This is a genomic window from Pseudomonas sp. FP2300 (genome assembly GCF_030687595.1).
GTDB lineage: Bacteria > Pseudomonadota > Gammaproteobacteria > Pseudomonadales > Pseudomonadaceae > Aquipseudomonas > Aquipseudomonas bijieensis.
In genome coordinates this window covers 4,027,348-4,052,728 of record NZ_CP117440.1, presented here as the reverse complement: position 1 = coordinate 4,052,728, position 25,381 = coordinate 4,027,348, and the positions used below count along the sequence as shown (strand labels likewise).

General features: G+C 60.6%; 26 protein-coding genes and 1 pseudogene. 11 read left to right on the top strand and 16 right to left on the bottom strand.

Annotated elements, in window-relative coordinates:
• Positions 1 to 2: 2 nt before the first annotated feature.
• A pseudogene (locus PSH86_RS30625) lies at positions 3 to 1,109 on the bottom strand (FIST signal transduction protein); the annotation flags it as partial.
• Between the two features lie 341 nt (positions 1,110 to 1,450).
• On the opposite strand from PSH86_RS30625, the gene PSH86_RS17935 reads away from it, so the two are divergent.
• Positions 1,451 to 2,557, top strand: a complete 1,107-nt coding sequence (locus PSH86_RS17935; protein WP_305483957.1) for a hypothetical protein — start codon at positions 1,451 to 1,453, stop codon at positions 2,555 to 2,557.
• Between the two features lie 218 nt (positions 2,558 to 2,775).
• Positions 2,776 to 4,302: an FAD-dependent oxidoreductase gene (locus PSH86_RS17930; protein ID WP_305483954.1), complete on the top strand. Its 1,527-nt coding sequence runs from the start codon at positions 2,776 to 2,778 to the stop codon at positions 4,300 to 4,302.
• A 51-nt stretch (positions 4,303 to 4,353) separates the two neighbouring features.
• On the opposite strand, the gene yghU is transcribed toward PSH86_RS17930, so the two are convergent.
• The 5 genes from yghU to PSH86_RS17905 form a co-directional block, all read right to left on the bottom strand.
• Positions 4,354 to 5,193 carry a glutathione-dependent disulfide-bond oxidoreductase gene (gene yghU / locus PSH86_RS17925; protein ID WP_305483951.1) on the bottom strand — a complete coding sequence of 280 codons (840 nt, stop codon included), beginning with the start codon at positions 5,191 to 5,193 and terminating at the stop codon, positions 4,354 to 4,356.
• A 44-nt stretch (positions 5,194 to 5,237) separates the two neighbouring features.
• A complete protein-coding gene (locus tag PSH86_RS17920) occupies positions 5,238 to 5,972 on the bottom strand; it encodes an ABC transporter substrate-binding protein (RefSeq protein ID WP_212801012.1) in 735 nt (244 codons plus the stop codon).
• A gap of 28 nt (positions 5,973 to 6,000) precedes the next feature.
• Entirely contained in the window at positions 6,001 to 7,344 is a 1,344-nt protein-coding gene (locus tag PSH86_RS17915; protein WP_305490375.1) for a diguanylate cyclase, read from the bottom strand.
• Between the two features lies 1 nt (position 7,345).
• Positions 7,346 to 8,104 carry an ABC transporter substrate-binding protein gene (locus tag PSH86_RS17910; RefSeq protein ID WP_305483945.1) on the bottom strand — a complete coding sequence of 253 codons (759 nt, stop codon included), beginning with the start codon at positions 8,102 to 8,104 and terminating at the stop codon, positions 7,346 to 7,348.
• A gap of 124 nt (positions 8,105 to 8,228) precedes the next feature.
• Entirely contained in the window at positions 8,229 to 9,224 is a 996-nt protein-coding gene (locus tag PSH86_RS17905; protein ID WP_305483942.1) for an aldo/keto reductase, read from the bottom strand.
• A 113-nt stretch (positions 9,225 to 9,337) separates the two neighbouring features.
• Between PSH86_RS17905 and PSH86_RS17900 the strand changes: the two genes are divergently transcribed.
• Positions 9,338 to 10,261: a LysR family transcriptional regulator gene (locus PSH86_RS17900; protein ID WP_116832659.1), complete on the top strand. Its 924-nt coding sequence runs from the start codon at positions 9,338 to 9,340 to the stop codon at positions 10,259 to 10,261.
• Here PSH86_RS17900 and PSH86_RS17895 read toward each other — a convergent pair.
• A complete protein-coding gene (locus tag PSH86_RS17895) occupies positions 10,191 to 10,856 on the bottom strand; it encodes a TetR/AcrR family transcriptional regulator (RefSeq protein WP_116832658.1) in 666 nt (221 codons plus the stop codon). The genes PSH86_RS17900 and PSH86_RS17895 overlap by 71 nt on opposite strands.
• 152 nt (positions 10,857 to 11,008) lie before the next feature.
• Between PSH86_RS17895 and PSH86_RS17890 the strand changes: the two genes are divergently transcribed.
• Together PSH86_RS17890 and PSH86_RS17885 are read left to right on the top strand one after the other, a co-directional pair.
• A complete protein-coding gene (locus PSH86_RS17890) occupies positions 11,009 to 11,767 on the top strand; it encodes an SDR family NAD(P)-dependent oxidoreductase (protein WP_163858264.1) in 759 nt (252 codons plus the stop codon).
• 38 nt (positions 11,768 to 11,805) lie between these two features.
• The gene (locus PSH86_RS17885; protein WP_163858266.1) at positions 11,806 to 12,507 is read left to right on the top strand and encodes an NADPH-dependent F420 reductase; all 702 of its coding nucleotides are present in this window, start codon (positions 11,806 to 11,808) and stop codon (positions 12,505 to 12,507) included.
• Here the strand turns inward: PSH86_RS17885 and phnE (PSH86_RS17880) are convergent.
• Genes phnE (PSH86_RS17880) through PSH86_RS17865 form a run of 4 tightly spaced genes read right to left on the bottom strand, consistent with a single transcriptional unit; the run spans position 12,445 to position 15,675 of the window.
• Positions 12,445 to 13,212 carry a phosphonate ABC transporter, permease protein PhnE gene (gene phnE, locus PSH86_RS17880; RefSeq protein WP_109753148.1) on the bottom strand — a complete coding sequence of 256 codons (768 nt, stop codon included), beginning with the start codon at positions 13,210 to 13,212 and terminating at the stop codon, positions 12,445 to 12,447. The two genes, PSH86_RS17885 and phnE (PSH86_RS17880), sit on opposite strands and share 63 nt — an antisense overlap.
• Entirely contained in the window at positions 13,209 to 14,036 is an 828-nt protein-coding gene (gene phnE / locus PSH86_RS17875) for a phosphonate ABC transporter, permease protein PhnE (protein WP_212801007.1), read from the bottom strand. The genes phnE (PSH86_RS17880) and phnE (PSH86_RS17875) overlap by 4 nt, the downstream gene beginning before the upstream one ends.
• Positions 14,030 to 14,827 carry a phosphonate ABC transporter ATP-binding protein gene (locus tag PSH86_RS17870; protein ID WP_163858271.1) on the bottom strand — a complete coding sequence of 266 codons (798 nt, stop codon included), beginning with the start codon at positions 14,825 to 14,827 and terminating at the stop codon, positions 14,030 to 14,032. Before PSH86_RS17870 ends, phnE (PSH86_RS17875) begins: the two co-directional genes overlap by 7 nt.
• On the bottom strand, positions 14,824 to 15,675 hold the full coding sequence (locus tag PSH86_RS17865) for a putative selenate ABC transporter substrate-binding protein (RefSeq protein ID WP_109753145.1): 852 nt from the start codon (positions 15,673 to 15,675) through the stop codon (positions 14,824 to 14,826). Before PSH86_RS17865 ends, PSH86_RS17870 begins: the two co-directional genes overlap by 4 nt.
• 263 nt (positions 15,676 to 15,938) lie before the next feature.
• On the opposite strand from PSH86_RS17865, the gene PSH86_RS17860 reads away from it, so the two are divergent.
• The 4 genes from PSH86_RS17860 to PSH86_RS17845 all read left to right on the top strand — a co-directional run bounded on the left by PSH86_RS17860 (position 15,939) and on the right by PSH86_RS17845 (position 20,508).
• Complete coding sequence (locus tag PSH86_RS17860) at positions 15,939 to 16,874, top strand: Ppx/GppA family phosphatase (protein ID WP_176687660.1); 936 nt, start codon at positions 15,939 to 15,941, stop codon at positions 16,872 to 16,874.
• A 252-nt stretch (positions 16,875 to 17,126) separates the two neighbouring features.
• Entirely contained in the window at positions 17,127 to 18,224 is a 1,098-nt protein-coding gene (locus PSH86_RS17855) for a carboxynorspermidine decarboxylase (RefSeq protein ID WP_109753143.1), read from the top strand.
• Between the two features lie 25 nt (positions 18,225 to 18,249).
• Positions 18,250 to 19,494 carry a saccharopine dehydrogenase family protein gene (locus PSH86_RS17850; RefSeq protein WP_305483929.1) on the top strand — a complete coding sequence of 415 codons (1,245 nt, stop codon included), beginning with the start codon at positions 18,250 to 18,252 and terminating at the stop codon, positions 19,492 to 19,494.
• A 510-nt stretch (positions 19,495 to 20,004) separates the two neighbouring features.
• Complete coding sequence (locus PSH86_RS17845; RefSeq protein WP_305490374.1) at positions 20,005 to 20,508, top strand: GNAT family N-acetyltransferase; 504 nt, start codon at positions 20,005 to 20,007, stop codon at positions 20,506 to 20,508.
• Between the two features lie 120 nt (positions 20,509 to 20,628).
• On the opposite strand, the gene PSH86_RS17840 is transcribed toward PSH86_RS17845, so the two are convergent.
• Genes PSH86_RS17840 through PSH86_RS17830 form a run of 3 tightly spaced genes read right to left on the bottom strand, consistent with a single transcriptional unit; the run spans position 20,629 to position 22,300 of the window.
• Complete coding sequence (locus PSH86_RS17840) at positions 20,629 to 21,351, bottom strand: NAD-dependent deacylase (RefSeq protein WP_240337754.1); 723 nt, start codon at positions 21,349 to 21,351, stop codon at positions 20,629 to 20,631.
• 48 nt (positions 21,352 to 21,399) lie between these two features.
• Positions 21,400 to 21,879 carry a hypothetical protein gene (locus tag PSH86_RS17835; RefSeq protein ID WP_092252564.1) on the bottom strand — a complete coding sequence of 160 codons (480 nt, stop codon included), beginning with the start codon at positions 21,877 to 21,879 and terminating at the stop codon, positions 21,400 to 21,402.
• Positions 21,872 to 22,300 carry a DUF1810 domain-containing protein gene (locus PSH86_RS17830; RefSeq protein WP_109753139.1) on the bottom strand — a complete coding sequence of 143 codons (429 nt, stop codon included), beginning with the start codon at positions 22,298 to 22,300 and terminating at the stop codon, positions 21,872 to 21,874. The genes PSH86_RS17835 and PSH86_RS17830 overlap by 8 nt, the downstream gene beginning before the upstream one ends.
• Before the next feature lie 240 nt (positions 22,301 to 22,540).
• On the opposite strand from PSH86_RS17830, the gene PSH86_RS17825 reads away from it, so the two are divergent.
• Positions 22,541 to 23,323 (top strand): hypothetical protein, encoded by a 783-nt coding sequence (locus PSH86_RS17825; RefSeq protein WP_305483924.1) that lies wholly within the window; start codon positions 22,541 to 22,543, stop codon positions 23,321 to 23,323.
• Positions 23,310 to 23,975 (top strand): response regulator transcription factor, encoded by a 666-nt coding sequence (locus tag PSH86_RS17820; RefSeq protein WP_305483922.1) that lies wholly within the window; start codon positions 23,310 to 23,312, stop codon positions 23,973 to 23,975. The genes PSH86_RS17825 and PSH86_RS17820 overlap by 14 nt, the downstream gene beginning before the upstream one ends.
• Positions 23,976 to 24,080: 105 nt before the next feature.
• On the opposite strand, the gene PSH86_RS17815 is transcribed toward PSH86_RS17820, so the two are convergent.
• Together PSH86_RS17815 and PSH86_RS17810 are read right to left on the bottom strand one after the other, a co-directional pair.
• Positions 24,081 to 24,779: an outer membrane protein gene (locus PSH86_RS17815; protein ID WP_305483920.1), complete on the bottom strand. Its 699-nt coding sequence runs from the start codon at positions 24,777 to 24,779 to the stop codon at positions 24,081 to 24,083.
• An 84-nt stretch (positions 24,780 to 24,863) separates the two neighbouring features.
• Positions 24,864 to 25,379, bottom strand: a complete 516-nt coding sequence (locus tag PSH86_RS17810) for a polyketide cyclase (RefSeq protein WP_232200999.1) — start codon at positions 25,377 to 25,379, stop codon at positions 24,864 to 24,866.
• Between the last annotated feature and the right edge of the window lie 2 nt (positions 25,380 to 25,381).

The following is a 25,381-nucleotide window of genomic DNA, read 5'->3' as shown; positions in this document are numbered from 1 at the left end:
CTGCCCAGGTCGCTGCTGTTGTTGAGCCGGCGCAGGATGCAGTCGTTGAGAATGGCGGCCACCGGACGGCCGCCCTTGCCCTTGAGAAATTTCTCGTAGTCGAGCCGGGTCGCCTCGCGAAGGGGCGTGCGCTTGACCATCACCAGCTCTTCGCCGGGCGCCACATCGCAGAACAGCTGGATGATCTGCTGCTGATAGTCGATACGGGCAATCGAGCGTACGAAGAGCTCATCGCCCACGCGGATGGCGAATGAGTAATCGGCCAGCTTCTTTTCCAGCGCCTGGGCACTGCACTCGAACGCATCGCACAGTGCCTGGACCATGCTCTTGATGTTCCCACGGCTGTCGATGACCTGGTCGATGGTGCGGTCTTCGACCGACGCGGTCAGTACGTTGAACGTCAGCCCGGCAGGTTGGAAATTCTGGCTCTTGAACACCCCGAAGCGCACATCCGTCGCGGTTTTCAGGAAGACAATCTGCGCATGGTTCTGATAACTGTGCTGCCCATCACTGATCAGGGTCTTTTTGAAATCCGTCTTGCCACCGGCCGACCCGCCGACGAACAGGCAAGGGAAACGTCCAGATTCATAGAGCGCCTCCATAAAGAACGACTCGGAGGCTGAAAGACCGTCGAACACCACGTAAGCCAAAGTATCGCGGTGATCGATGGGCGTGCTCACTTGCGCCTGCTTGATGTTATTCACCAAGCGGGCGATTCGTTCACGCATGGCCAGGCGCTTGCCGCCACCGCGAATGTCCTCGCACTCCAGGGGCACCATCACCACCTCGGCCGACACAATCACACTGGCGTCAAACAGCTGCAGCACCACCCGGTCCCAGGACTCGCCGGTCTGGCAGTACAGCGTATTCGCACCGTTGCACAACTCACCCGAGGTCGTGCACAGGCTGATGGTGCTGTTGGGAAAGCGCTTCTTGACCTTAGTAGCGACTCGGTCGATGTCCAGGTGAGGGGAGACGAATCCGGTGACCAACACGGGAGTGATGCGTACGTTGGCCAGCGTCTGGTCAAGTTCACCGGTAGTGCAGACCACGCTGACCGTCCCCTGGTTGCGGGCTCGGGCTTTGTTGAAGAGGTTCAGTAGGTTCATGGCTGGACTCGGTTGAGCGCGACGTGAGGCGTATGGGTATGGGGCGGAGTCCTTTCTCTATAGCGGTCACGGCTGGGGGGCTTGTATGGGCGTGAGCTTGGGCTATTGGCGGGGGTGGTCCATAGGGGCTTTTGGTTGGGGTTTACTACGTCTGTTGGTCAGCGACTTTCGTATAGGTCCCTGGAGAAACCTATGGAAAAAATCAGTTCTCATCCGCTGGACGACAAAGCGCCACCCGCTATGCTTCGACGATGGCGTCTTGCCATTCACTACGCCCATCACAACAACCCAGGGCGCGAGACGAGAACCTGCCCGTCATCGCCCCTTTACAGAGATGATCCATGAATACATACAAAGCCGTGTCGGGAGTTGTGTGGGGTTTTTTGTTGGGTTGCATCGGCCAGGCCAACGCTTTTCAACTCTCGCCGGATGGCACCTTGGCTGAGCGGGAGATGGCCAAGAAATACGGGGTTTCCTATAAGGCGACGGTGCCTTTCGCCAGCTTTGCGCTGCATAATTTTTCCGATCCGGCCCATGAGGCGTTGACGCAGAAGATCTATGGGTGCGACGGCGATTGGCAGGATTGCAGCAACCCTAACCTGGAGTATGCCGGAGCCTACATTATTGCCGGGGTTCGCTGGAACGATGATCCGGTGTTCATGCCCGGCGCGGAAGATGCCAGAACCAAGGGCTGCAATGGGCGTTACTCGGTTGGCTTTATCTCGCAGACGCGCTGCTGGGTAAATCTGTTCGAGAAAGCCGAGGACAAAAGCGCTTCCGATCCGATGGCGTTCATGGGGTCGGGGAATTACATCTCTCGTTCGCATTTCGGCGACCTGCAGTTCTTGCATGCGATGGCTTCCCAGGAGGGCGCCACGCCAGAGCAGACCAAGCGTGAAATCATGATGTGGGCCGAGTTCGCCTGGGGTGTTGCCGACGGAACCTACCCCATCAATACCTATTTGAAAGACATCAAGATCGAAGGCTGGGAGCAGCATTTCAATAATGGGCAGACGGTGCAGGACCTTTTTGCGGTCGGGCGCCCATGGCTGCGGGCGAATGTGAACCAGGTGGCGTTTGGCAGCCTGCTTCATCTTGTCCAGGACAGTTTTGCCGGCGGGCATGCGCAGCGGCGCGAAGAGGTCATGGGTGACAAGTGCATGGGCGGGGCGGAGGCTGTGCTGGGGCGAATCGAGGAGTTCCATTCTTACGCAAGGCAGGACCATGCCAAGCACAAGGACGCTGATGCCAGTTCAGTTGCCAGGCTGATGCTGATGGCGCATGAGCCGGATGTCGTGGATGCCGGCAAGAAGCTGAGGGGGTTTATCGCGGATCGCAAGAAATGGGCGGACGTCAGGCCGTATCTGGATGAGTGTGTCTTTGCCCTGGCCAATGAAACGACTCCGGCGTCGGCGGGTGATGGATATAAGCTGGAGGCCAATCGCTGACCACCTGATGAAAAACTGGTGGGAGCGAGCTTGCTCGCGATAGCGGTGTGTCAGGCGACTTCGATGTTGACGGTCATGACGCTATCGCGAGCAGGCTCGCTCCCACAGTAGCCGCAGAACGATGTGCCTTACTTGCCCGCCGGCCGTTCGTTGACATTCAGCCTTCCTCGACCATTATTAAGTGCCTCCAGAGTTATCAGTCCTCCAGAGGCACGAGCATGGTACAAACCGACATTCTCATTGTGGGAGCCGGTCCTACTGGATTGGTCCTGGCGTTATGGCTCACCCGGCAGGGAGTGACTGTCAGGATCATCGACAAGAGCCATGGGCCGGGCGAAACATCGCGGGCCATGGCCGTCCAGGCCCGTACCCTTGAGTTGTATCGCCAACTCGGCATGGCCGGTGCGGTCATCGAAGCCGGGTACAAGACCCCGGCCATGAACATGTGGGCCCTGGGAAAACGCAAGGCGCGGATTCCGCTGGTGGACGCCGGCGGGGATGTGTCGCCTTATCCTTTTGTCCTCATATACCCCCAGGATCGTCATGAGCAGCTGTTGGTCGAGCAGCTTAAGTCCCTGGGCGTCGATGTCGAGCGGCAGACCGAACTGCTGTCTTTCGAGGATCATGGCGACCGGGTTACCGCGTGCTTGAAGCAGGCGGATGGTCGCGAAGAAACGCTCACGGCCGCTTACCTGGCAGGCTGTGACGGCGCGCGCTCGCTCGTCCGGCATCAGGTGGGGAGTGGCTTCGAGGGCGGTACCTATAAGCAACTGTTCTACGTGGCGGATGTGTCTGCCAGCGGTTTCGAGCCTGCGGGCGAGGCCCATATCGCTTTTGATAAATCCGAATTCGTGTTGGTGTTTTTCTATGGCGAAACTGGCCAATATCGCCTGATCGGCACGGTTCGTGACGAACGTGCAGAACACCCTGAGACGCTTACGTTCGAGGACGTTGGTCACGACGCGATTAACGGCTTGAACATCAGGGTCGATCACGTCAATTGGTTCTCCACTTACCGGGTCCATCATCGTGTCACGGATCAGTTCCGCTGGGGCAGGGCGTTTTTGCTGGGAGACGCTGCCCACGTCCACAGTCCGGCCGGCGGCCAAGGCATGAATACCGGCATCCTCGATGCGATCAATCTGGCCTGGAAACTGGCGGCGGTCGTGAAGGGGCGGGCAGCAGACTCGCTGCTCGACAGTTACCAGGCGGAACGCCAGGCGTTTGCGCAAAAGCTTGTGGAAACCACAGACCGGCTGTTCACCTTTGCCACCGCCCAAGGCAATTTTGCCGACTTCGTGCGCACGCGCATCGCACCGCTCTTCGCAAGCGTTGCCTACAAGAGCGAGAACGTGCGTGAGTACCTGTTCCGGATGGTGTCCCAGACCTCCTTGAATTATCACGAAAGCCCATTGAGTGCCGGCAAGGCGGGTGAAGTGCAGGGCGGTGACCGTTTGCCATGGGTACCGCTGGCGGGTGCCGACAACTACGAACCGCTCGCGACCATCGGCTGGCAGGTGCATGTCTACGGCGAGGCCCGGGCGGACCTGAAAGCCTGGAGCAGCCAGCACCAGATCCCCCTGCACACGTTCGCCTGGCAGCATGAGCATGACAAAGCCGGGTTGTGCCGGGACGCCGCCTATCTGCTACGCCCCGATACCTACGTCGCCCTGGCGGATCCGCAAGCGTCTACGGCAACGTTGAGCCAGTATTTCAGCGACCGGGGCCTGACACTGCCGGCTTGAACGCGCCAGGTAGGGCGCCGGACGCTGCCGATAGCCAATCTGTGACCGTCTTCAGCCCAGATCCCCAGCCTCATGCCGCTCCGGCACCTGGCTCGCCTCGTCACCCCACGTGCGGTTGACTCGTTGTCCGCGCAGGACGGCAGGACGCTTGGCGATTTCTTCTGCCCAGCGTTGCACATGGGTGTATTCGTGGGTACTGAGGAATTCGGCGGCGCCGTAGACGTTGTTGCGCACCAGTTGGCCATACCAGGGCCAGACCGCGATGTCGGCGATGGTGTAGTCGTCGCCTGCCAGGTAGCGGCTTTCGCCAAGGCGGCGATCCAGCACGTCGAGTTGGCGCTTGGCTTCCATGGTGAAGCGATTGATCGGGTATTCGAGCTTCTCCGGCGCATACGCGTAGAAATGTCCGAAGCCGCCACCCAGGTACGGTGCGGCGCCCATCTGCCAGAACAGCCAGTTCAGTGTTTCGGTGCGACCTGCCGGATCGGTGGGCAGGAAGGCGCCGAATTTTTCCGCCAGGTAAAGCAGGATCGAGCCGGACTCGAAGACGCGGATGGCCGGCTCTACGCTGCGGTCCAGCAGGGCCGGGATCTTGGAGTTGGGGTTGATCTGGACAAAGCCGCTGGAGAATTGATCGCCCTCGTTGATGCGGATCAGCCAGGCGTCGTATTCCGCGCCCGCATGACCCAGCGCCAGCAGTTCCTCCAGCAGGATGGTCACTTTCACGCCATTGGGCGTGGCCAGGGAATAGAGCTGCAGTGGATGCTTGCCAATCGGCAAGGTCTTTTCGTGAGTCGGCCCGGCAACAGGGCGGTTGATGCTGGCGAACTGGCCGCCAGACGGGGCGTCGTTTTTCCAGACCTTGGGCGGAACGTAGGACGCATTGCTCATCGGGACATACCTCATCGGTTGCTTGTGGTGTGATCCCCCAGAGTCTACCGCTGTTCGTTCATGATCCGCGCCACTTCACCGGAAGCCTTGAGCTGGTCGAAGGCGCGTTGGGCCTTGGCGACGACTTCATCCGGTGTGCTCAGGCTGAAGGCCAGGTGGACCCTGTGGGGTTGTTCGTCGAGGGTATAGACCTCTTCCAGCGAAGTGAAATCCACCTGGGCGTCTTTGCTCATCAGGCGTGCGGTGTTCTCTGGCATCGGCAGCAACTGGATCTGGCGATTGAGCAGTTTTTGAAAGTTGTCGTGGTTGTTGGCCGAGATGACCAGCCGGGTGAACCCACGCTGTTGCAGGTAAATCTGCTTGGCGTCATTGCGCACCACGCCGATGCTGTACTGCTTGGCCTCCTCGAGGTTGTTGACGGTAATGCCTTCGCTGTCCCGCATCTTGTAGAGCCGGCTCGCTACCCGATGTATTTCACCGACCCATTTGAACAGTTGCTCGCGAGCCGGGGTGCGGTCCAGCGGGAAAATCAGCACGTTAGGTTCGTGCAGCGCCTTTTCATAGGCGCGGGCCCACGGGTAGAGCGACAGGCTGTAGTCGGTGAGCTGCGCGTTTTTCAGCGTTTCTTCGGCGATGCGAATGCCTGGTCCGACGACCTTGTCGTCACGCTGATAGGCGTACAGCGAGTCTTCGGTGACGACTTCGATTGCCTCGGCGTGGCTTTGCAGGCTGATGGAGGCAAGTAGCAAGCATGAGCAGAGTGTCAGGCGAATATGCATATGCAGACCTCATGGCGCGCGATGGTTGTTACAGGGCGACGCAGTCGCGCCCCTGGTGTTTGGCCCGGTACAGCGCCTGGTCGGCGCGTTGCAGCAATTGGTCAAAATGATCCATTGTCTCCGGGTCGAGCTCGGCGACGCCGATGCTCACGGTGACAAAAGGCGATACCTTGGAGCCGCTGTGGGGCAGCTCACGCTCGGCCAGGCTCGTACGCAAGCGTTGGGCGGCTTCGCAGGCCTGGACGCCGTCGATATTGGGCAGGACCACGACGAACTCTTCGCCGCCTACGCGTGCGGTCAGCTCGCCAGAGCGGCCGAACACACTGCGCAGGGTCTCGGCGATCTCTTTCAAGCACTGGTCGCCCTGCATGTGGCCGTAGGTGTCGTTGTAGATCTTGAAGAAATCGACATCGCACATGAGCACGGCCAGCGGGGTCTTATGGCGGATCGCCCGGCGAAACTCGATTTCCTTCAGTTCGTCGAAATAGCGACGGTTGGCCAGGCCCGTCAAGGCATCGTGACGTGACAGCGCTTCGAGCGATTGGTTGGCTGCCTTCAATTCAGCGGTGCGTGCCTCGACCAGTTCGGCCATTTGATCGCGGCTGGCGGCAAGAGCCAGTTCGTCCGAACGCTGGCGCTCCAGATGGGCGTGGAGATTGTCCTGGAGTGCATTGACCTGGGATTCGAGCAGGCTCAGTTCGTCCTGGCGGAGCACCGCCCGTTGCAGCTTGAGGTGATGCTTGAGGGTTTGCGGCGCAAGTTCGCCCAGGTGACGGGCGATGTGCACCACATGCACGGTTACCAGGCGGTTGAACATGGTCATGACCAACCCGGCCAGCAGCAAGGACTGGATGAGCTGGGTAATGACGATGCTGCGTGCTTCGCCCCAGAGGCGCTCCCACAGCAGGTTATTGTCGCCTTCGATGGTCAGCTCGCCGACTTTTTCCTGGGCTCCGGCGTAGGGCTGCGCGATGAGTTGGCGATGCAGCACCGGTACCACGCCCGATTGAGCGACGGTGTATCGATTGAGTTCGATGATTTCGGGGGCTTGGCCGGGGCGCAGGATGTTCAATACCACGCGACCCACGGGCGGGGCCGTGGCGACGCTGGTGATTTGCTGGTCGAGGGATTCACGGTCCAGCTCCCAAATGGCGTGGGCCAGGGTGTTCTGGAACACTTGGTCGATCAGGGCCAGTTCCGAATTCATTTCCGCGAGGTTGTTTTCCCAGGCCAGCCAGGTTCGCCAGGTGACCATCGCCAGGGTAAAGAGCAGGCAGAACAGCAGCGTTGCCAACACCAGGCGCCGCCCCAGGGAGCTGAACGCCTTGGCCTGTGGTTGTAAGGAGGACACCGTACGGAAATCGCCCCCCATGTCATAACCATTTGCGCAGGATGGCATCGTAGACGCCGTTGCGGCGTATGGTTTCAAGGCCAGCACGGAACTTCTCCACTGTTTCGGTCGGCGTCTTGCGGCTGAACGCCATGTTCAAGCCATCTGTACTGCTCAGCTCGGGCAGCGGCAGCGAGCGGATCAGCACTTTGTCCGGGTCTTCGCCATTCTGGCGCGTCAGGTACAACGCGTTGAGCTCATTGGAGATCCACAGCTCCACGTGATCGACCTTGAGCTTGCGGTAGTTGTGTTCGTACTTGGTGCTCGACTGTAATTCTTCGCCGATGCGAAAGCCCTTCGACACCAGGTATTGCTCGCCCACGTCCTGATTGACCGTGGCGATCTGGTGACCATGGGCATCGGCCAGCGAAGCGAGTTTTACCGGTCGGTCCGCCAGGGAGTAGATGTACCACTGCGTCGGGCCAATGGTGCCGACCCACTGGAAAAGCGAATCGCGTGCCGGTGTACGGACGATCGAGTAGATCAACACGTTGCTTTCATTGAGCGCCAGTTCATACGCCCGGGCCCAGGGCATAGGCTGGATAGGCGCGTCCAGGCCGACCTCCTTGAGCACGGCCTGGACCACCTCGGTGCTCATGCCGGTCACTCGCCCGTTCTGCGTCATGTTGTAGGGCGGCAGTTCCTCGGTGACGATGCGCAGCGGCGCCTCTGCCGCGCAAGCGCCAGCAGCGAGGAACATCAGGACGCCCCACATCAGCAGGCGATTAAGCGGCAAACCCATTGATCATTACCCTATGCAACTTGCAGAACCCGGCGAGGCCTGGGAGCTATCACTGATAGGGTTATCGGCTGGGCGGGCGCCTGCTTGAATCGTGCCTGTCGAAAGCGACAGCCCAGCCGCGGGATCAACCGTTCAACAGCGTCATCGTTTGCGCCTGGTATCGGTCGCCCGCCACCGCACCTTCGCCTGCGAAAATCCCATCCAGTTGGGCCAGTTCGTCAGCGCTCAACACCACCGAAGCCGCCGCCACATTGCTTTCCAGATACTTGCGCTGCTTGGTGCCCGGGATCGGGATGACATGCTCGCCCTGGGCCAATACCCAGCCCAGGGCCAGTTGCGAGGCGCTGATGCCTTTGTCCGAGGCCAAGGCCTTGACCCGCTCTACCAGCATCAGGTTGCGATTGAAGTTGTCAGCCTGGAAGCGCGGGCTGAAGCGACGATAGTCATCGGCGGCGAAGTCCTCGGGTGATTTCAGCTCGCCGGTCAGGAAGCCCCGGCCCAGGGGGCTGTAGGCGACGAACGCAATGCCCAGGCGTTGGCAGGTAGCGAGCACGCCGTTTTGTTCGGGGTCGCGGGACCACAGCGAGTATTCGCTTTGTACCGCTGCCAGTGGATGCACGGCGTGGGCCCGCTGGATGGTCTCGGCGCTGGCTTCCGAGATCCCGATGTGGCGGACCTTGCCAGCCTTGACCAGCTCGGCCATGGCGCCGATGGTTTCTTCGACGGGCACTTCAGGGTCAATGCGGTGCTGGTAGTAGAGGTCCAGGTAATCGGTGTCGAGGCGCTTGAGGCTGCCGTCGACAGATTGCCGGACGTATTCGGGGCGGCCATTGACGCCTCGGGCGTGGGGATCGCTGCTGCGCACCAGGCCGAATTTGCTCGCCAGGTACAGGCCTTCACGTTTGCCACGCAGGGCGCGTCCGAGCAGTTCTTCGTTGGTGTACGGCCCGTACATGTCGGCGGTGTCGAACAGCGTCACGCCCAATTCCACGGCGCGGTGCAGCGTGGCAATCGCTTCCCGCTCATCCACGCCCGTGGTGTAGAAATCCGACATGCCCATGCAGCCCAGGCCGATGGAGGAAACGTAGGGGCCACGATGGCCGAGTTGGCGGGTCTTCATGATGATTACTCCTGGAAATGAACGACCTGTGCAGTCTCTATCAAGGGGTTTCCTGGATAAATCCACGATTATTGGTTTAACTATTCGTGATATCTGAATAATGAGGCGCAACATTGGACCGATTACAAGCCATGCAGGTGTTCCGGCGCATCGTTGAGCTGGGTGGTTTTGGCAAGGCGGCCGATGACCTTGGGCTACCCAGGGCCACCGTCAGCCTGCTGATCCAACAGTTGGAAGCGCATCTTGGGGTGCAGTTGTTGCAGCGCACCACCCGGCAGGTGCGCGCAACGCTTGATGGCCAAGCGTATTACCAGCGCAGTGGCCAGTTGCTGGACGACCTCGATGACCTGGAAAGCTCGTTGTCGGCGCAGCGAAGCCAGCCGCGCGGCACCTTGAAAGTGGACATGCCCATTGCCTTCGGGTGCACCTGGATCCTGCCGCGCCTGGCGGATTTCTACCGCCGCTACCCGGCGTTGCAACTGGATCTGGGCTTCCACGACCGCCAGGTCCATCTGCAGCGCGAGGGCGTGGATTGTGCAATCCGCGCCGGCAATGTCGTCGACCAGGCGTTGGTGGCACGCCCCATCGTGCGCCTGCACCAACTGACCTGTGCCAGCCCCGGCTATCTTGCCCGCGCCGGGACGCCTGGGCGGCTGGAGGATTTGCCGGCGCACCAGGTCATTGGCTTTGCGTCTGGCAATGGACGGTTTTTCCCGTTCGAATTCGAGGTGGCAGGGCGGGTGCGCGAAATGCAATTGCCGAGTGAGCTGAACGTCAATAACGCCGACGCGTATGTGACCGCCTGTGAAGCGGGGTTCGGTTTGATTCAGGTGCCGCGTTACCACGTGCAACGGCAGTTGGCCGAGGGCAGGCTGGTCGAAGTATTGAGCGAGTATCGCGTGCCGACGTGGCCGATCTCAGCGGTGTACCCGCCCCATCGACAGTTGTCGCCCAGGGTGCGGGTGTTTATCGACTGGGTGATCGAGCTGTTGCACGGCGAGGCGGATGCGCAGGGGGCGCTGATGGAGCGGGTGTAGGCTTGTGCACTGTGCTCGACGGCCAGGTCGACAGAGCCTGGTCAACCACCATCTCCAGGAGCTCGCGACTAAAGCCGGCCTTGGCCTGAACAGCCATGCCGTGAGTCATTGCCAGCACAAAGGCGGCCAGTGCCGTGCAGTTGGCGCTCTGCGGCAGATCCCCATCCTCTTTTGCCCGTTCGAAGCGCTCACGCAACGTCACCTCTGCGGTTGCTCGTGCGTCGATCAAGGCGCATCGAATGGGTTCGGCATCGTCCGAGCCTGCCAAGGCGCCATGGATTCCGAGACAGCCTTTGCGGTCCGGGTACCGGGTATTCAATTCCACCGCCCGGCGGAGGATGTGTTCGGCTACCTCCCGCGAAGTGGGTTGTTCCAGCGCCATCGGGAAGAAATCCAGATAATGCGTGTAATAGCGCTCGAGCGCTTTGCGGAACAAGGCCTCCTTGTTGCCGAACGCAGAATAAAGCGCAGGGCGTTCAACGCCTGTGGCCTGGGTCAGGTCGGTGTATGACGCCCCCTCGTAGCCCTTGCGCCAAAACACGCAAAGCGCCGCTTCCAGCGCTTTCTCCACGTCGAACTCACGCTGTCGCCCCATCAGATCACCTCAAGCTTTTTCATAACGATCGATATTAAACCCCTTGACGATTGCTTCGCAAATTCATACTGTCCGTTACGTTAACGGTCGTTATGGTTCCTCGGTAGCCTCCACACAAGGGGCACTCAAACATTCATGAAGAGGGTTTTACCGTGCAGAAATTACTGGCAGGCAAGGTTGCACTCGTAACAGGTGGATCACGTGGCCTCGGTGCCACCCTGGCGCAGGCACTCGCCGACCTGGGAGCGGATGTTGCAATCAGCTACGTCGCATCGGTCGAGAAGGCCGAGGCCGTGGTCCAGCATCTCAAGGCGAAGGGCGTTCGTGCGCTGGCAGTCCAGAGCGACCAGGCGGACATGGCGGCGGCCCGACCGTTGATCGACAAGGTGATAGCGCATTTTGGCCAACTCGACATCCTGGTGAACAATGCGGCAATCGCGGTTCAGGGCAAGACGGTGGACGCCCCCGATCTCGATACCGTCAACCTCGATCGCCAGTGGCAGACCAACGTGATGGGCGCCGTGGCGACCACGCGCGCGGCCGCCCCGGTGCTGTCGGATGGCGGTCGGATCATCTTCATCGGTTCACTTCTGGGCGGGCATGTCCCGTTTGCCGGCGCCGCCGACTATGCGGGAACCAAGGCGGCTATCGTCGGTTATGCCAAGGGCGTCGCTCGGGACCTGGGTGCTCGCAATATCACGGTCAATGTCGTCCAGCCCGGCATCATGCCAACCGACATGTCGGCAGAGGTATTGGGCGACAGTGTGCCCGACGCGCTGCTGGACCTGCATCCGATTCGCCGGATTGCAACACTCGAGGAGGTGGCGGCTACGGTCTGTTTCTTGGCGGGGCCAAGCGGTGGCTATATCACCGGCAGCGCGATCGATGTAGCCGGCGGCCTGAGCATCTGATCCCCAACGTTCAATCGGAACCAGAGGTGCAATCTCCCATGACGACCATCGGCATCATCGGCGCAGGCGAGGTGGGTAGCCACATCGCACGCGCGGCCATCGCGAACGGCTATCAGGTCGTGATTGCCAATTCGCGCGGCCCCGAGACCCTGGAGAGCCTGATTGAGACGCTGGGTCCGTCAGCGCGCGCAGCCACTGCTGCGGGCGCTGCGATGGCGGGCGATTTCGTCGTCGTGGCGGTTCCACTCAAGGTCGTCAATGACATGCCGGTGGAAGCGCTTGCGGGGAAGGTCGTGCTCGATACGAACAACTACATGATATGGCGGGATGGGCATATCCCGCTCATCGATTCCGGCGAAAAGACCGTCCACGAACTCCGTCAGGAGCAACTCCCCACTTCCAAGGTGGTCAAGGCCTTCACTCATATCCAGGCGCCCCGGATCATCACTTGGGGCCAGCCCGCTGGCACCGCCGAGCGCCTGGCCCTGGCGGTTTCGAGTGATTTTCCCGAGGCGGTGGCACTCGTGACGCGGCTGTACGACCAATTCGGTTTCGACACTGTCGACAGCAGCCCGCTTAGTCAATCCTGGCGCAACGCTCCCGGCCAACCCGCATGGAAGCAAGAGCGCCAGACCCGGCTCGAGCTTATGGCCAACCTGGCCGCTGCGCGACACCCGTCAAGCCTTGACCCAGCGCTGGCGACTCCAGCTACTCAACGTATCGACCGCGAACACCAGTAGCAACATCGCCAGGATCACCGTGCTGCCCTGTGCTTCCTGGAACAGGCTGAGGCTGACGTAGAGCATTTGCCCCAAGCCGCCGGCGCCGACGAAGCCGAGCACGCTGGCCATGCGGATGTTGTTTTCCCAGCGGTACAGAACATAGGCCAGCAGTTGGGGCAGAAGGTTGGGCAGCGTGCCGTAGCAGAACGCCAACACGGCATTGCCGCCTTGCAGGCGGATCGCGTCGGCCGGTTCGGAAGGGGTATTTTCCAACGCCTCGGCGAACAGCCGGCCGAGCACGCCGGTGGTGTGCAGGGCCAAGGCCAGGGTGCCGGCATTGGGGCCGAGCCCGGCGGCCAGGACCATCAGTGCGGCCCACACCAGTTCTGGAACGGCGCGCAAGGCATTGAGCAGCAGGCGCGAAGCACTCTGTGGGGGCCAGCCGAAGCGACCGGCCGCAGGCAGGGCCAAAAGTAGGCCAAACACCGCCGCGAGCAGGGTGCCAAGGGCCGACATGGCAAGGGTTTCCAGGGCGCCGTGAGCGATCGCCTTCAGATGACCCGGGCTCAAGTCCGGACTGAGAAAACGCTGCGCGTAAGCCCCCATCCGGTGCAGATTACCGCTGTCGCCAAGCTCGCTCAGGTCGATGCCCAGGTAGACGAACGAGGCGACGACCGCCGAGCCGATGCACAGGACCATGACCGCGTTGAGCAGGCGCTTCATGCCAGCCTCCAGCGCAGCAGGCGGCTGAGTTGATCGGCGAGCAGCACCAGCATCAGGAACGTCAGCAGCAGGCTGGCCACTTCACCGCCGGCGAACATTCGCAACGACAAATCCATTTGCTGGCCCAGGCCTCCGGCACCGACGAACCCCATCACCACCGAGGCGCGGATGGCGCATTCCCAGCGATACACCGTATAGGACAGCAGTTCCGCCGCGACATTGGGCAGGATCCCGTAGCAGAAGGCCGCGAGCCGGCTGCTGCCGGACTGCAAGAGTGCGTGGGCCGGGCGCTGGTCGACCGACTCGTAGATTTCCGCGTAGACCTTGCCCAGCATGCCGCTGTAGGTGATGGCGATCGCCAGTACGCCGGCGGTGGGGCCGAGGCCGACGGCGCGTACGAAGAGCAAGGCCCAGACGATTTCCGGGACGCTGCGCAGGAAGATCAGCAGGCCGCGTACTGGCCAACGCAGCAGTTGCCCCCAATAACCCGGATGCCCGGCACGGGAGGCCGCCGACAGTGACAGGGCGCGGCTGGCCAACAGGCTTGCGGGCACCGCCAACAGCAAAGCCAGGGCCATGCCGGCCGTGGCGATAGCCAGTGTCTGCAAGGTGGCCTGCCACAGCAGTTCGATGAATTCGTCGCCATGGGCGGGAGGCCAGAAGGCCGCTACAAACCGGCCCATTTCGCTCTGGCTGTCGCTGGTGACCAGCACTCGGAGGTCCAATTCGCTGAACTGGATGCCGGGCCAGAGCAGGATAAGGGCCAGCAGGCTGAGCAGCAGGCGAGGGCGGCTGGCGGGGTCTCGGGTATCGCGTGTCAGCATCGGGGGATCTGCACGCTCGAGGGCGGGAGGGGCGTTGGCGAAGACTGCAGCTGTTCGTTGGCGTAGAGCGTGTCGAGCAACGGACGGTCGACCGCCTCGGTTGGCAGGTCGAACAGGATCTGCCCATCACGCAGGCCGATGACCCGGGAAAAGTGCGCCAAGGCCAGTTCCACCGCGTGCAGGCTGGCAACCAGGGTAACGTTGTGCTCCCGGGCATGGCGACAGAGCACCGAAAGCGTGTGCTCGGCTAAAACCGGGTCCATGGCCGAGACCGGTTCGTCGGCCAGCAACACCTCCGGCGCCTGATACAACACCCGGGCAATGCCAACGCGTTGCAACTGTCCGCCGGACAGCTGCTGGCATTGCGCGAACAACTTGTCACCCAGGTCCAGCCGGGCCAGCGCCGCCCTGGCGCCTGGAATATCCAGCGGATGCAGCAGGTTCAACAGGCTTTTGCCGATGCCCCACTGACCGAGTTTTCCGGCCAGGACTGCGGTGACCACGCGTTGGCGTGGCGGCAGGGGCGGCGCTTGGTGGACCAGGCCGATACGCGCGCGCAGGCGCTGACGCTGGCGGGCAGACAACTGCCAGGCGCGCTCGCCGAGCAGTTGCAGCTCGCCGCTACCCGGGCGCAGAGCGGTGGCGAGCAGGTTGAGCAGGCTCGACTTGCCTGCGCCGGACGGGCCGATGACCGCGACCTGTTCGCCCGTGCCGATGTGCAGGTCTATGCCCCGCAGCGCCTGGACACCGTTGGCATGGGTAACGCTGACCTGGGTCAGTTGCAGGGTCATTTGAGCAGTTCGGCGGCGCGCGCGGCTTCCTCGATGCCCTTGTAGTTCTCAGGCTTGGTTTCGATGAAGCGACTGGCGGCCTGCAGGTCGAGGATTTCCTTGTCTTTCGGGTTGGCCGGATCGAGTGCCAGGAAAGCTGCCTTGATCTTGGCCGCCAACGCTGGGTCGAGGGTGCCGCGCACCGTCCAGTTGTAGTCGAAATAGGTGGGGGTGGTGGCGAAGACCTTGACCTTGGTCGTGTCGACCTTGCCGGCCGCCACCAGTTTTTCCCAGACGCTGGCGTTCAGCACCCCAGCGTCCACCTTGCCGGCCTGGACCCAGGCGACGGTAGCGTCATGGGCGCCCGAGTAGCCCACGCGGCTGAAATAGCTTTCCGGCTTGATGCCGTCCTTGAGCATGAAATAGCGCGGCATGAGACTGCCGGAAGTCGACGACACCGAGCCGAAGGCAAAGGTCTTGCCCTTGAGGTCGGCGAGGGATTTGACGGCCGGGTCGGCGGTGATGAATTTACTGGTGAACTGGGCATCCTGTTCGCGCTGTACCAGCGGGATGGCGTTGCCGGTTTTCAGGCGTGCCTGCACGAAGGTGAAGCCACCCAGCCAGGCCATGTCGATCCGGTCAGTGGCCAGCGCCTCGACCACGGCCGGGTAGTCGCTGACGGGGACGAACTCGACTTTCATGCCGGTTTGCTGTTCCAGATAGGCACCCAGCGGCTTGAACTTGCGCAGCAACTCGGTCGGGGCCTCATCGGGAATCGCACTGACTTTCAGGGTATCGGCGGCCTGGGTCAGCAGGCTGCAAACAGACAGGGCAACGCCGACGGCCAATGCCAGGGAACGCTTGAGCATGGAAGATCTCCGGTACATGAAGGCAGGAATGTTGACGCATCACGCCCACGGGTAAGCGGTACGCCGTTCTGTGAGGGTAGACGAAGGAGAGGGATATTAACCGTTTCCGGCCTTGAACTCATCCAAACCCCTTGTGGGAGCTTGCTCGCCGCCACGCGTTGTGTCATCCAGGTGTCATCGAAGCCAGGCAGGATTCTCGCAAACCATCGTGGGATGTCCGGCAGCGCTTGTGCCTGCTGGCTGATGAAGCAAGGAACACCGCTATGAAAGGCGACGCCCCTCTGTTCGCGGCCATTGACCTGGGCTCCAATGCGTTTCGCCTGATGATTGGTCAGTCGGTAAAGCGTAATCGACGCCTGGTGATCCAGGAGGTGAAAACCCTGCGCGAGCCGGTCCGCTTGGCTGAGGGCCTGCAGGCTGGGGCTCTGGACGAGCTGGCGCTGGATCGGGGTTGGCAGGCCCTGGCCCGATTTGGCAAAAAGCTGCGTGGCTTTGAAGCCACAAGGGTGCGGGCAGTGGCGACCAGTGCCGTGCGCGAAGCGGCCAATGCCCAGTTGTTCCTGGCCAGTGCCGAGCGGCACCTGGGGTTTCGGATCGATGTGCTGTCCGGTCATGAAGAAGCCCGGCTGGTGTATGCCGGTGTTGCCCATACGGTGCCCGGTGTCGAGCGTACGCGGCTGGTGGTGGACATCGGCGGTGGCTCGACCGAACTGATTCTGGGGCAGGGCGCTCAACCGTTGTCGACGGAAAGCATCGCCATCGGCAGCGGCACCTTTGGCGCACGTTACTTTCCGGGTGGCTGCATTACCGCCCAAGCCTTGTTGGAGGCTGAGCGAGTGGCTACCCAGCAGTTTGAAAAAGTGGCGGCTGGTTATCGCGCGCAGGGCTGGCAGCAGGCGATCGGCTCTTCCGGTACTGCGCGGATGTTGGCCAAGGTGCTCAAGGCCAATGGTCTCAACGACTTTGGACAAGGCGGTATCACCTACGGTGGGTTGTTGCGTTTGTCGTTGAAGCTGCTGGACGTCGCTCATCTCAACCAGCTCAGGTTGGCCGGCTTGCAAAGCCATCGCCTGGGCATCTTGCCCGGTGGCCTGGCTATCATGCTGGCGGCCTTCAAGACTTTCGGTATCTCGAACATGATCGCTTCCGAACCGGGCCTGAGGTTCGGCGTTCTTCATGGCCTGATGCATCAGCACTGATCGCGGACGGTCGTTGTCATTACCGTTTATCAGCGACGGCTCAATTTCGGGCATCAGCGCTTCATCGGTTGTCCCTTGTTTGCCGCAACCTCCAGCATTTCATCGCCTGGGCAGCAGCTGCGTCCGCTTATCGCAAGCATCGGCCTGGATCAGGGTGATTGCATGAACGGAACTTTTCGCTCTTTCGATATGCAGTCAGTGAAGGCACAATGCGCATCCTTTTTTGGCTCGCCTTGCCCGGAGGCCTCGAAAATGATCAAAACGCCGTACTACCTCATCGATAAACAAAAGCTGCTGGCGAACATGCAGAAGATCGCCTATGTGCGTGAGCAGTCCGGGGCCAAGGCCTTGCTGGCGCTCAAGTGCTTCGCCACCTGGTCGGTGTTCGACCTGATGCAGCAGTACATGGACGGCACCACGTCGTCGTCGCTCTACGAACTCAAGCTCGGCCGGCAGAAGTTCGCTGGCGAGACCCACGCCTACAGCGTGGCCTGGGCCGACGACGAGATCGAGGAGATGCTCGCCAACTGCGACAAGATCATCTTCAACTCCATCGGCCAGTTGCAGCGTTACACCGAGGCATCTGCCGGCAAGGTCCGTGGCCTGCGGGTCAATCCGCAAGTGAGCAGCTCCGATTACCTGCTGGCGGACCCGGCGCGACCGTTCAGCCGCCTGGGCGAATGGGATCCGGTGAAAGTCGAGCAAGTCATCGAGCATATCTCCGGCTTCATGTTCCACAACAACTGCGAGAACGGCGATTTCGGTTTGTTCGACCAGATGCTGGGCACTATCGAAGAGCGCTTTGGTCACTTGCTGCATAAGGTCGAGTGGGTCAGCCTCGGTGGCGGCATCCATTTCACCGGTGAGGGCTACGCCCTGGATGCCTTCTGCGCACGGCTCAAGGCCTTCTCGCAAAAGTATGGCGTGCAGGTCTACCTGGAGCCGGGCGAGGCCGCGATCACCCAGAGTGCGTCGCTGGAGGTCACCGTGCTCGACACGCTCTACAACGGCAAGCACCTGGCCGTGGTGGACAGCTCCATCGAGGCGCACATGCTCGACCTGCTGATCTACCGCCTGAACGCCAAGCTGGCGCCGAGCGAGGGCGAACACACCTATATGGTGTGTGGCAAATCCTGCCTGGCCGGAGACATTTTCGGCGAGTACCAATTCGATCGTCCGCTGTCCATCGGCGATCGGCTGTCGTTCATCGACGCGGCGGGCTACACCATGGTCAAGAAAAACTGGTTCAACGGTCTGAAAATGCCGTCCATCGTAGTGAAGCAACTCGACGGCAGCGTCGAGGTGGTTCGCGAGTTTGTTTACGACGACTATTTGTCCAGCCTCTCTTGAGCTGGCGGAAGGAGAAATAAAGAAATTGAAGAAGAACGTACTTATCATTGGTGCAGGAGGTGTCGCCAAGGTGGTGGCCCACAAGTGCGCGCAGCACAACGACGAACTCGGTCGTATTGCTATCGCGTCGCGCAACATCTCCAAATGCCAGGCCATCATCGACAGCGTCAAGGCCAAGGGTAGCCTCAAGCAACCCGCCGACATCAAGGCCTTTGCACTGAACGCTCTGGATGTCGAAGCGACCAAGGCGCTGATTCGCGAAACCGAGTCGCAGATCGTCATCAACGTCGGCTCTGCCTTTCTCAACATGTCGGTGCTGCGTGCCTGCATCGATACCGGCGTGGCCTACCTGGACACCGCCATCCACGAAGAACCGGGCAAGGTCTGCGAGACGCCGCCCTGGTACGGCAACTACGAGTGGAACCACCTCCAGGAGTGCCAGGAGAAGAACATCACCGCCATTCTCGGCGTGGGTTTCGACCCGGGTGTAGTCAATGCCTATGCGGCACTGGCGCAGCAACAGCATTTCGACCGCATTGATTCGATCGACATCCTCGACGTCAATGCTGGCTCCCATGGCAAATATTTCGCCACCAATTTCGATCCGGAAATCAATTTCCGCGAATTCACCGGACAGGTGTGGAGCTGGCAGGACAGCCAGTGGACCAGCAACACCATGTTCGAAGTCAAGCGCACCGATGACCTGCCGGTTGTCGGCTCGCAGAACCTGTACCTGACCGGCCACGACGAGGTGCATTCGCTGTCGAAGAACCTCGATGTGGCCAACGTGCGTTTCTGGATGAGCTTCGGCGAGCACTACATCAATGTGTTCACCGTACTCAAGAACCTCGGCCTGCTCTCCGAGCAACCGGTCAAGACCGCCGAAGGCCTGGAAGTCGTGCCACTGAAAGTGGTCAAGGCCGTGCTGCCTGATCCGAGTTCGCTGGCACCGGGCTACACCGGCAAGACCTGCATCGGCGACCTGGTCAAGGGCACCAAGAATGGCCAGCCGCGCGAGATGTTCATCTACAACGTGGCCGACCACGAGGAGGCCTACGCCGAAACCGACAGCCAGGGCATTTCCTATACCGCAGGCGTGCCACCTGTGGCCGCGGCCTTGCTGGTAGCCCGTGGCGAGTGGGACGTGCAGCGCATGGTCAACGTCGAGGAGCTGCCTGCCGAGGCGTTCCTCGAAGCGCTGGATGTGATGGGCTTGCCGACGCGCATCAAGGACGAGCATGGAGACCGTCCCTGGAACCAGAACGCCTGAAGGATTCCAGGCAGGTTCCGCCCTGGCTATCCCTGGATAGGAACTGCAGAATCACTCTGGATTCTGCAGGCGATTGAACCAGGAGACTCACCGTTGCGTGAATCCCTGGCAATCCGCGGGAAGCCTTGAAGAAATGCTCCGTATCGAAAGGTACGGGGCATTTTTCGTTTATGGCGCATCAAACAGATAACCTGTGGCGAGGGGATTTATCCCCGCTGGGGCGCGCAGCGGCCCTGAAGCCTGGCCCTGTGGTGTTTCAGGTAGACCGCATCCCGCTTTTGGGGCTGCTGCGCAGCCCAGCGCGGATAAATCCCCTCGCCGCAAAAAGCCCCTCGGTGTTCCATCCCTCTATTCCATCGAGCGCGCACTGCGCCGCCTTTTGTGGCGAGGGAGCTTGCTCCCGCTGGGTCGCGCAGCGGCCCCCAACACAAGACCGCTCCGGCAAAAATCCTCGCCATGAATGATCACTCGACCTTACGATTGCGCTTCACTGCCCAGGAGAAACAATCAGTGCAACCCTTCAGGATTCGCGAGCTGGAAATCACCGATGTGCAAGCGCTGCTGGCTTTCGAAATCCATAACCGTGCATGGTTCGAGTCGCAGATCGATGCACGGGACCCTGCCTTTTATTCATTGACGGGCGTAACCGATCACATTGAAAGTTATCTGGCTGATTTTGCCGCGGGCGCCTGGCACCCGTTTGTCATCGAAGATGCCAGCGGAAGAATAGTGGGGCGGGCGAATTTGAAAGGCATCGATGTACCACACGGTTGTGCCGAGGTGGGTTATCGCATTGATCAACGCGTTTGCGGGCAAGGGCTGGCAACGCTGGCCCTGAAACACCTGATTCAGGAAGCACAGATGCGTTGGGGGCTTACGGGGCTGGTGGCTTATGTCTATGAGAACAACGTCGGCTCAAGGAAGGTCCTTGAGCGGTGCGGGTTTGTGCCTGATGCGCCGTCTTGTGACCACAAAACCGGGAGTTCTTCCAGATGGGTAAAACCATTCAAGTAGAACTCCCGACGTTCCAATCCTGAGGTTTCGCCGCAGCGTTACCGCGTGGCTGCAACGCGGCCTGGGTGGCGACGTCCTGGTTCAGTTCAGCGGTGTCGGGCAAGCCTTGCCGGCGACACTTCAACCCAACGCATCGACCAGCCTCGGCAACCAGTGGGTCGCATCGCCCACCAGTGTTTTATCGGAAGCGGACCCCATCGGTTCGATGTTGATATGCACCAGCCAGGCGCCATGTTCGGTTGCCAATGTGGGAATTCGCGCCGCCGGGTACACGTTTCCAGAGGTGCCAATGGAGAGCATGACGTCGCAGTCACGGGCAGCGGTGAACGCCTGGTCCAGTTCCTGTTCCGGCATCCCTTCGCCGAACCAGACCACGTTGGGGCGGACCTGGCCGTCGCAGTGCGGGCAACGCGGTGGTTCCAGGCTGTCGCAGTCCGGGCCGACATCCACGGGCAATGGGCCCAGATAGGGACGATTGCACTGGAAGCAACGAGCACTGGCCAGATCGCCGTGAAGGTGAATCACCTCCTTGGATCCGGCTCGTTCGAGCAGGTCGTCGACGTTCTGCGTGATGACGGTCACACGGGGCAAGCACTGCGTGAGCCTGGCGACTGCCAGGTGCGCGGCATTGGGTTGCGCCTCGTTAACCAGCGTCCGGCGCCAGCTGTACCATGCCCATACCAACGCAGGGTCTTTGGCGAAGGCGGCGGGGGTGGCCAGTTTCTTTGGGTCGTAACGCGCCCAGAGGCCGGTCGAGGGATCACGGAACGTCGAGATACCGCTTTGGGCGGAAATACCGGCCCCGGTAAAAATGGCCAGGTGCCTGGCCGTTCGCAGACGCATCACTGTTTGCGCGAAAATGGCTTCTGAATTCACAGTTCCATCCCCACGTCAGACCTGGGAGCACTGATCGCGCAACCAGTCGAAGTTGCTCCAGTACTTTCTGTCACCGCCGGGCTGGGCGCGTTTTGTCTCGATGAAAGGCGCAAGGATCTGGTGGCAGTGCTTGATGCTCGGCGCCCAGTTTTCGATGATGATGTGTTTGTTCTTGATCAAGTCGGCACGCAATAGAGCCGCGACAACGTCGTAGTTGGCGCAGGTCAGCGATGCATGCTGGACATGGGTCGCGTCCCACTGGTCATGATGCAGGGTCGACAATGTGGCGCGAACCGCTTGCCGGGCATCGCGGGCCTGGCTGGCTTGCAGGAACTCGACTATCGAAATGATGCTCTGGGCCTCGGAAGCCTGTTGAGTCGCTTTCAGTTGTGCCGTCAGGATGACCACCTGGCGAACGACCAGGTACATCGATAGCAAGGCCACCAGGGCCACGGCCACTTGGACTACCAACGTCCATGTTTCGTAATTAGACATTTTTTCTCTCTTGCTCCCTAAGTAATTCCAGTGTTCTCGAGTCGACGCTCACCCCACCATCCAGCGCCTGGGCATACACGGAGTGCTCGCCCGCGACCGCCGCAAAAAGCGTCATGCAGGATGCGAATTTCATGGCATCAAGTGCCCCCAGGAGTTTCTCTGTAGCGACTTCCGAGTCCAGTACGGCACGGGTCGCGCGCTCGAGTCGCGGTCCCAGAAGCGGGTGATGCAGATACTCGCGCGCCTCTTCCATGCCGCGCAGGCCATAGTAGGTGGCGTTCTCACTGACACCCAGGCCGCGTAATTGGGGAAAGATGAACCACATCCAGTGGCCTTCCTTGCGTCCACGCCGTAACTCAAGCAAGGCGTGGTCATAGGTTGAGGCTTGTGCCTGGACAAAACGCTCCAGTGATTCGGTCATGTGAGCCTCTGATACGGTTTCAAGGCTGAAGAATGAAGCGCGTCCAGGCTCTAACAAAATAGTGGCCTTATGATGCCATGGCCGGGCGCGTATCGGTAGCCTTGACCATCACCCCCCAGGCAAGGGCAAACCCTATAGCACACTTGCGCTATAGCGCCGCTCGGTACTCGACCCTAACCTATGAGCGCTGTCGGGTTTTCGACCGGTTGCAACGAGCACATTTGAACAAGGACCTGTTTTTTGAAAAGCATACCTGCCAGAAAGTCCAACATCTGCCTGGCTTATCGCAAGCGCCTCGCAACGGTCTTCGCCGCCTCGGCCCTTGCCGTCAGTGGCTGGGGTTCTTCTATCGCCGTTGCGTCGGCATCCACGGCCAGTGAGACGTCCTCTGCCGCTTGCACCAACGAAGCGGATTTTCAGGCCGGGACAGTCGTGGAGTATGAAAGCCGGGACAATCTGTCGTCGGCCACCAGTCGCGGTAAAACCGAGACGTTGGGACGTGAGGCATTTGCCGGCGCGAATCCGGTGGCTTCGGCGCACACTTCGTTCCTCAATAATGCGCCGTTCTTTGTGACGACAACGTTCGCCGAGATCAAGGACGGTCGGCTGGTTCGCTACGGTGATCGCCATGGTGCCGGTGCATCGTTGGTGACCACCACCTACCTGCCTCCCGCTTCCACGCCGATTGATCTGCAACCGGGGCAGACCGTCACCGTCAGCTACAAAAACAAGGCGGTGAGTGCCGGCGCAACCGTTGAGTTCGATGTCGTTGAGCAGCTGACTTACAACGGTCGTGAAACGATCAAGACGGCCCTCGGTACGTTTGACACCTGCAAGTTCACCAATGAAATCTCTACTGGCTCGGCTTCCGCCAATCAGCCCAAAAACGTGGTCGTTGTGCAGAATTGGTTTCCCGCGGACGGACCTTATCGTGGTCAGTCGATCCGATCCGTCACGCCTCCCGCCCATGGTGTCGCACAGAGAATCACTGAAGTCGTCAAGATGCAGTATGGGACGCGATGAGAGACGCGTCTCGGGCCGGAAGATTTGCCGGATTATCGTGGCCGACGAACATCCGCTGTTCCGGGAAGGGATGATGGTGCTGCTGGAACGCCTGATACCTGACGCCATGATCGAACAGGCGGGAAATCTGGAGGAAGTACGGACGCTCGCAACCAATGGCCAACCGCTCGATACACTGATTCTTGAAATACGTCTTCCCGGCCTGGGCTCCGTCAGCGAGCTCGCGCAGTTGCGCCAGGAGCTCAAGCACACCTCCATGATTGTGGTTTCGACCCTGGATGACGGCGATATCATTGATCGTGTCATGGCGACCGGTGTAGACGGGTTTGTCGGCAAGAGTCTTTCCCCCGACCAGGTCGGCAAGGCCATCGATGATATTCGCCGGGGCGAAGTACTGGTCAAGTACGAGCCTTCGGACCCGCTGCCGCTCGGCTCCAACGATGATATGAGCAAGCTCACCTCCCGGCAGCGGGAGGTCTGGAAGTTGATTGCCGAGGGCAAGACCAACAAGGAGATCGCGGCGGCGCTGGAGATCTCTCCCTTCACCGTGCGCATTCATGTCTCTTCGTTGATCCGCGCGCTGAATGTCCCCAACAGAGCGGTGGCCGCTGCACGTTTTGCCGGGCGCCAGACGCCTGCTACCTTGCGCTGACGGAAACCCACAAGCCTCGGAACAGGCGCGCGCATACCAAGTGTGCACAGCGGCAATCTGTCATGAAGGGTGAATCGGCACCCAAGGCGCCGATTCGTCCAGTGCTTACAGCCAGTACCGCAGGCCGAGCATCAAGGACTGGGCGTTGTACTGGGTTTCCACATCGGCCTGGGGCAGGCCCTGGATTTTGCCGAAGTTCGCTTCGCGAGTCTTGAAGTAGCGATAGTCCAGGGACATGGACCAATGCTCGTTGAGCTCATAACCGACGCCGGTGCCCAGTTGCCAGGCCGAGACAGTGTCGCGATGGGTGCCGCCGAACTCGACGCCGCCAGCTTCCAGGCCCTTGATGGTCAGCACCGCGTAGCCCAGGCCACCGCCAATGTAAGGCGTGAAGCGACTCAAGGGGGCAGGCAGGTTCGGGATGTCGTACCAGAGGTTGGCCATCAGGCTGCTGGCTTGCTCTTCGCCTTTGCCCTCGATGCTGCTTCCGCCCTCATAGACCCGGTTATTGAACTGGTCCAGGGTGTTGCGGCGATAGCTCAATTCCAACTCGGGCCGCAGCCCGACCGGGAACCGCCAGCCCATTGCCAGCCCGGTGGCGAAGCCAGAGTGCAGCGGTTGATTGAATTCCATCTCGACGAAATCGAGGTCGTTCTGGGTCAGGTCCTGGTCAGCGACCCAGTTCACGCCGCCCATGCCACTGACATAGGGGCCGAGTGTGTCGGCGAAACTCGATGCTGGAGCGATGACACCCAGGCCAACGATGCCCATGGCGAGATACTGAGTTTTTTTCTGTAGGTTCATGCTAGATCCGAAATGTACTGTTATCGATAAGTAAGCAAAGCGAGTCCGGGAAGGTGCGTTCAGCACGCAGCCACCCGGAAGGGTTCATACGAGATGCAAAGGCGTCGCGGTTTTCTCGTGCCGCGAGGTGCCGATGGCCCGTTGTTCAGCCAGCGTGCACAGGTTGTCCAGTGCGGTGGTCATCGCCGCAGTCAACGCTTTGCGCAGCAACCCGCGATACAGGAAACTCAACGGCCCGGAAATCTTCGCGCTATGGATGACATGGGTTTCATCGGCAGAAAGCCTGCGCATCTGATGATCGAATTCGAGGTCGATCCAAAGCAGCCGTGCGCTGTTGCGATAGCTTTCGTGCAGGCTCACGGCTTCGAGTTTCAATGGCATGTTCAAGCCATTCTTGAGAACGCATTTGCCGCGCGTTCCCGCCTGGAACGGACCGTCGAGTCGACACTGGCGAACGTCGGTATCCCATAACGGCGCTTCTGAAAAATTGCTCCAGATCTTCCAGATTTCAGAAGGGGGCGATTTGACTATGATTTGCACTTTGACATCGTTCACGGCGATACCTTGGTTGTGGAGGGCACGGTCATGGGGCAGATCCATTC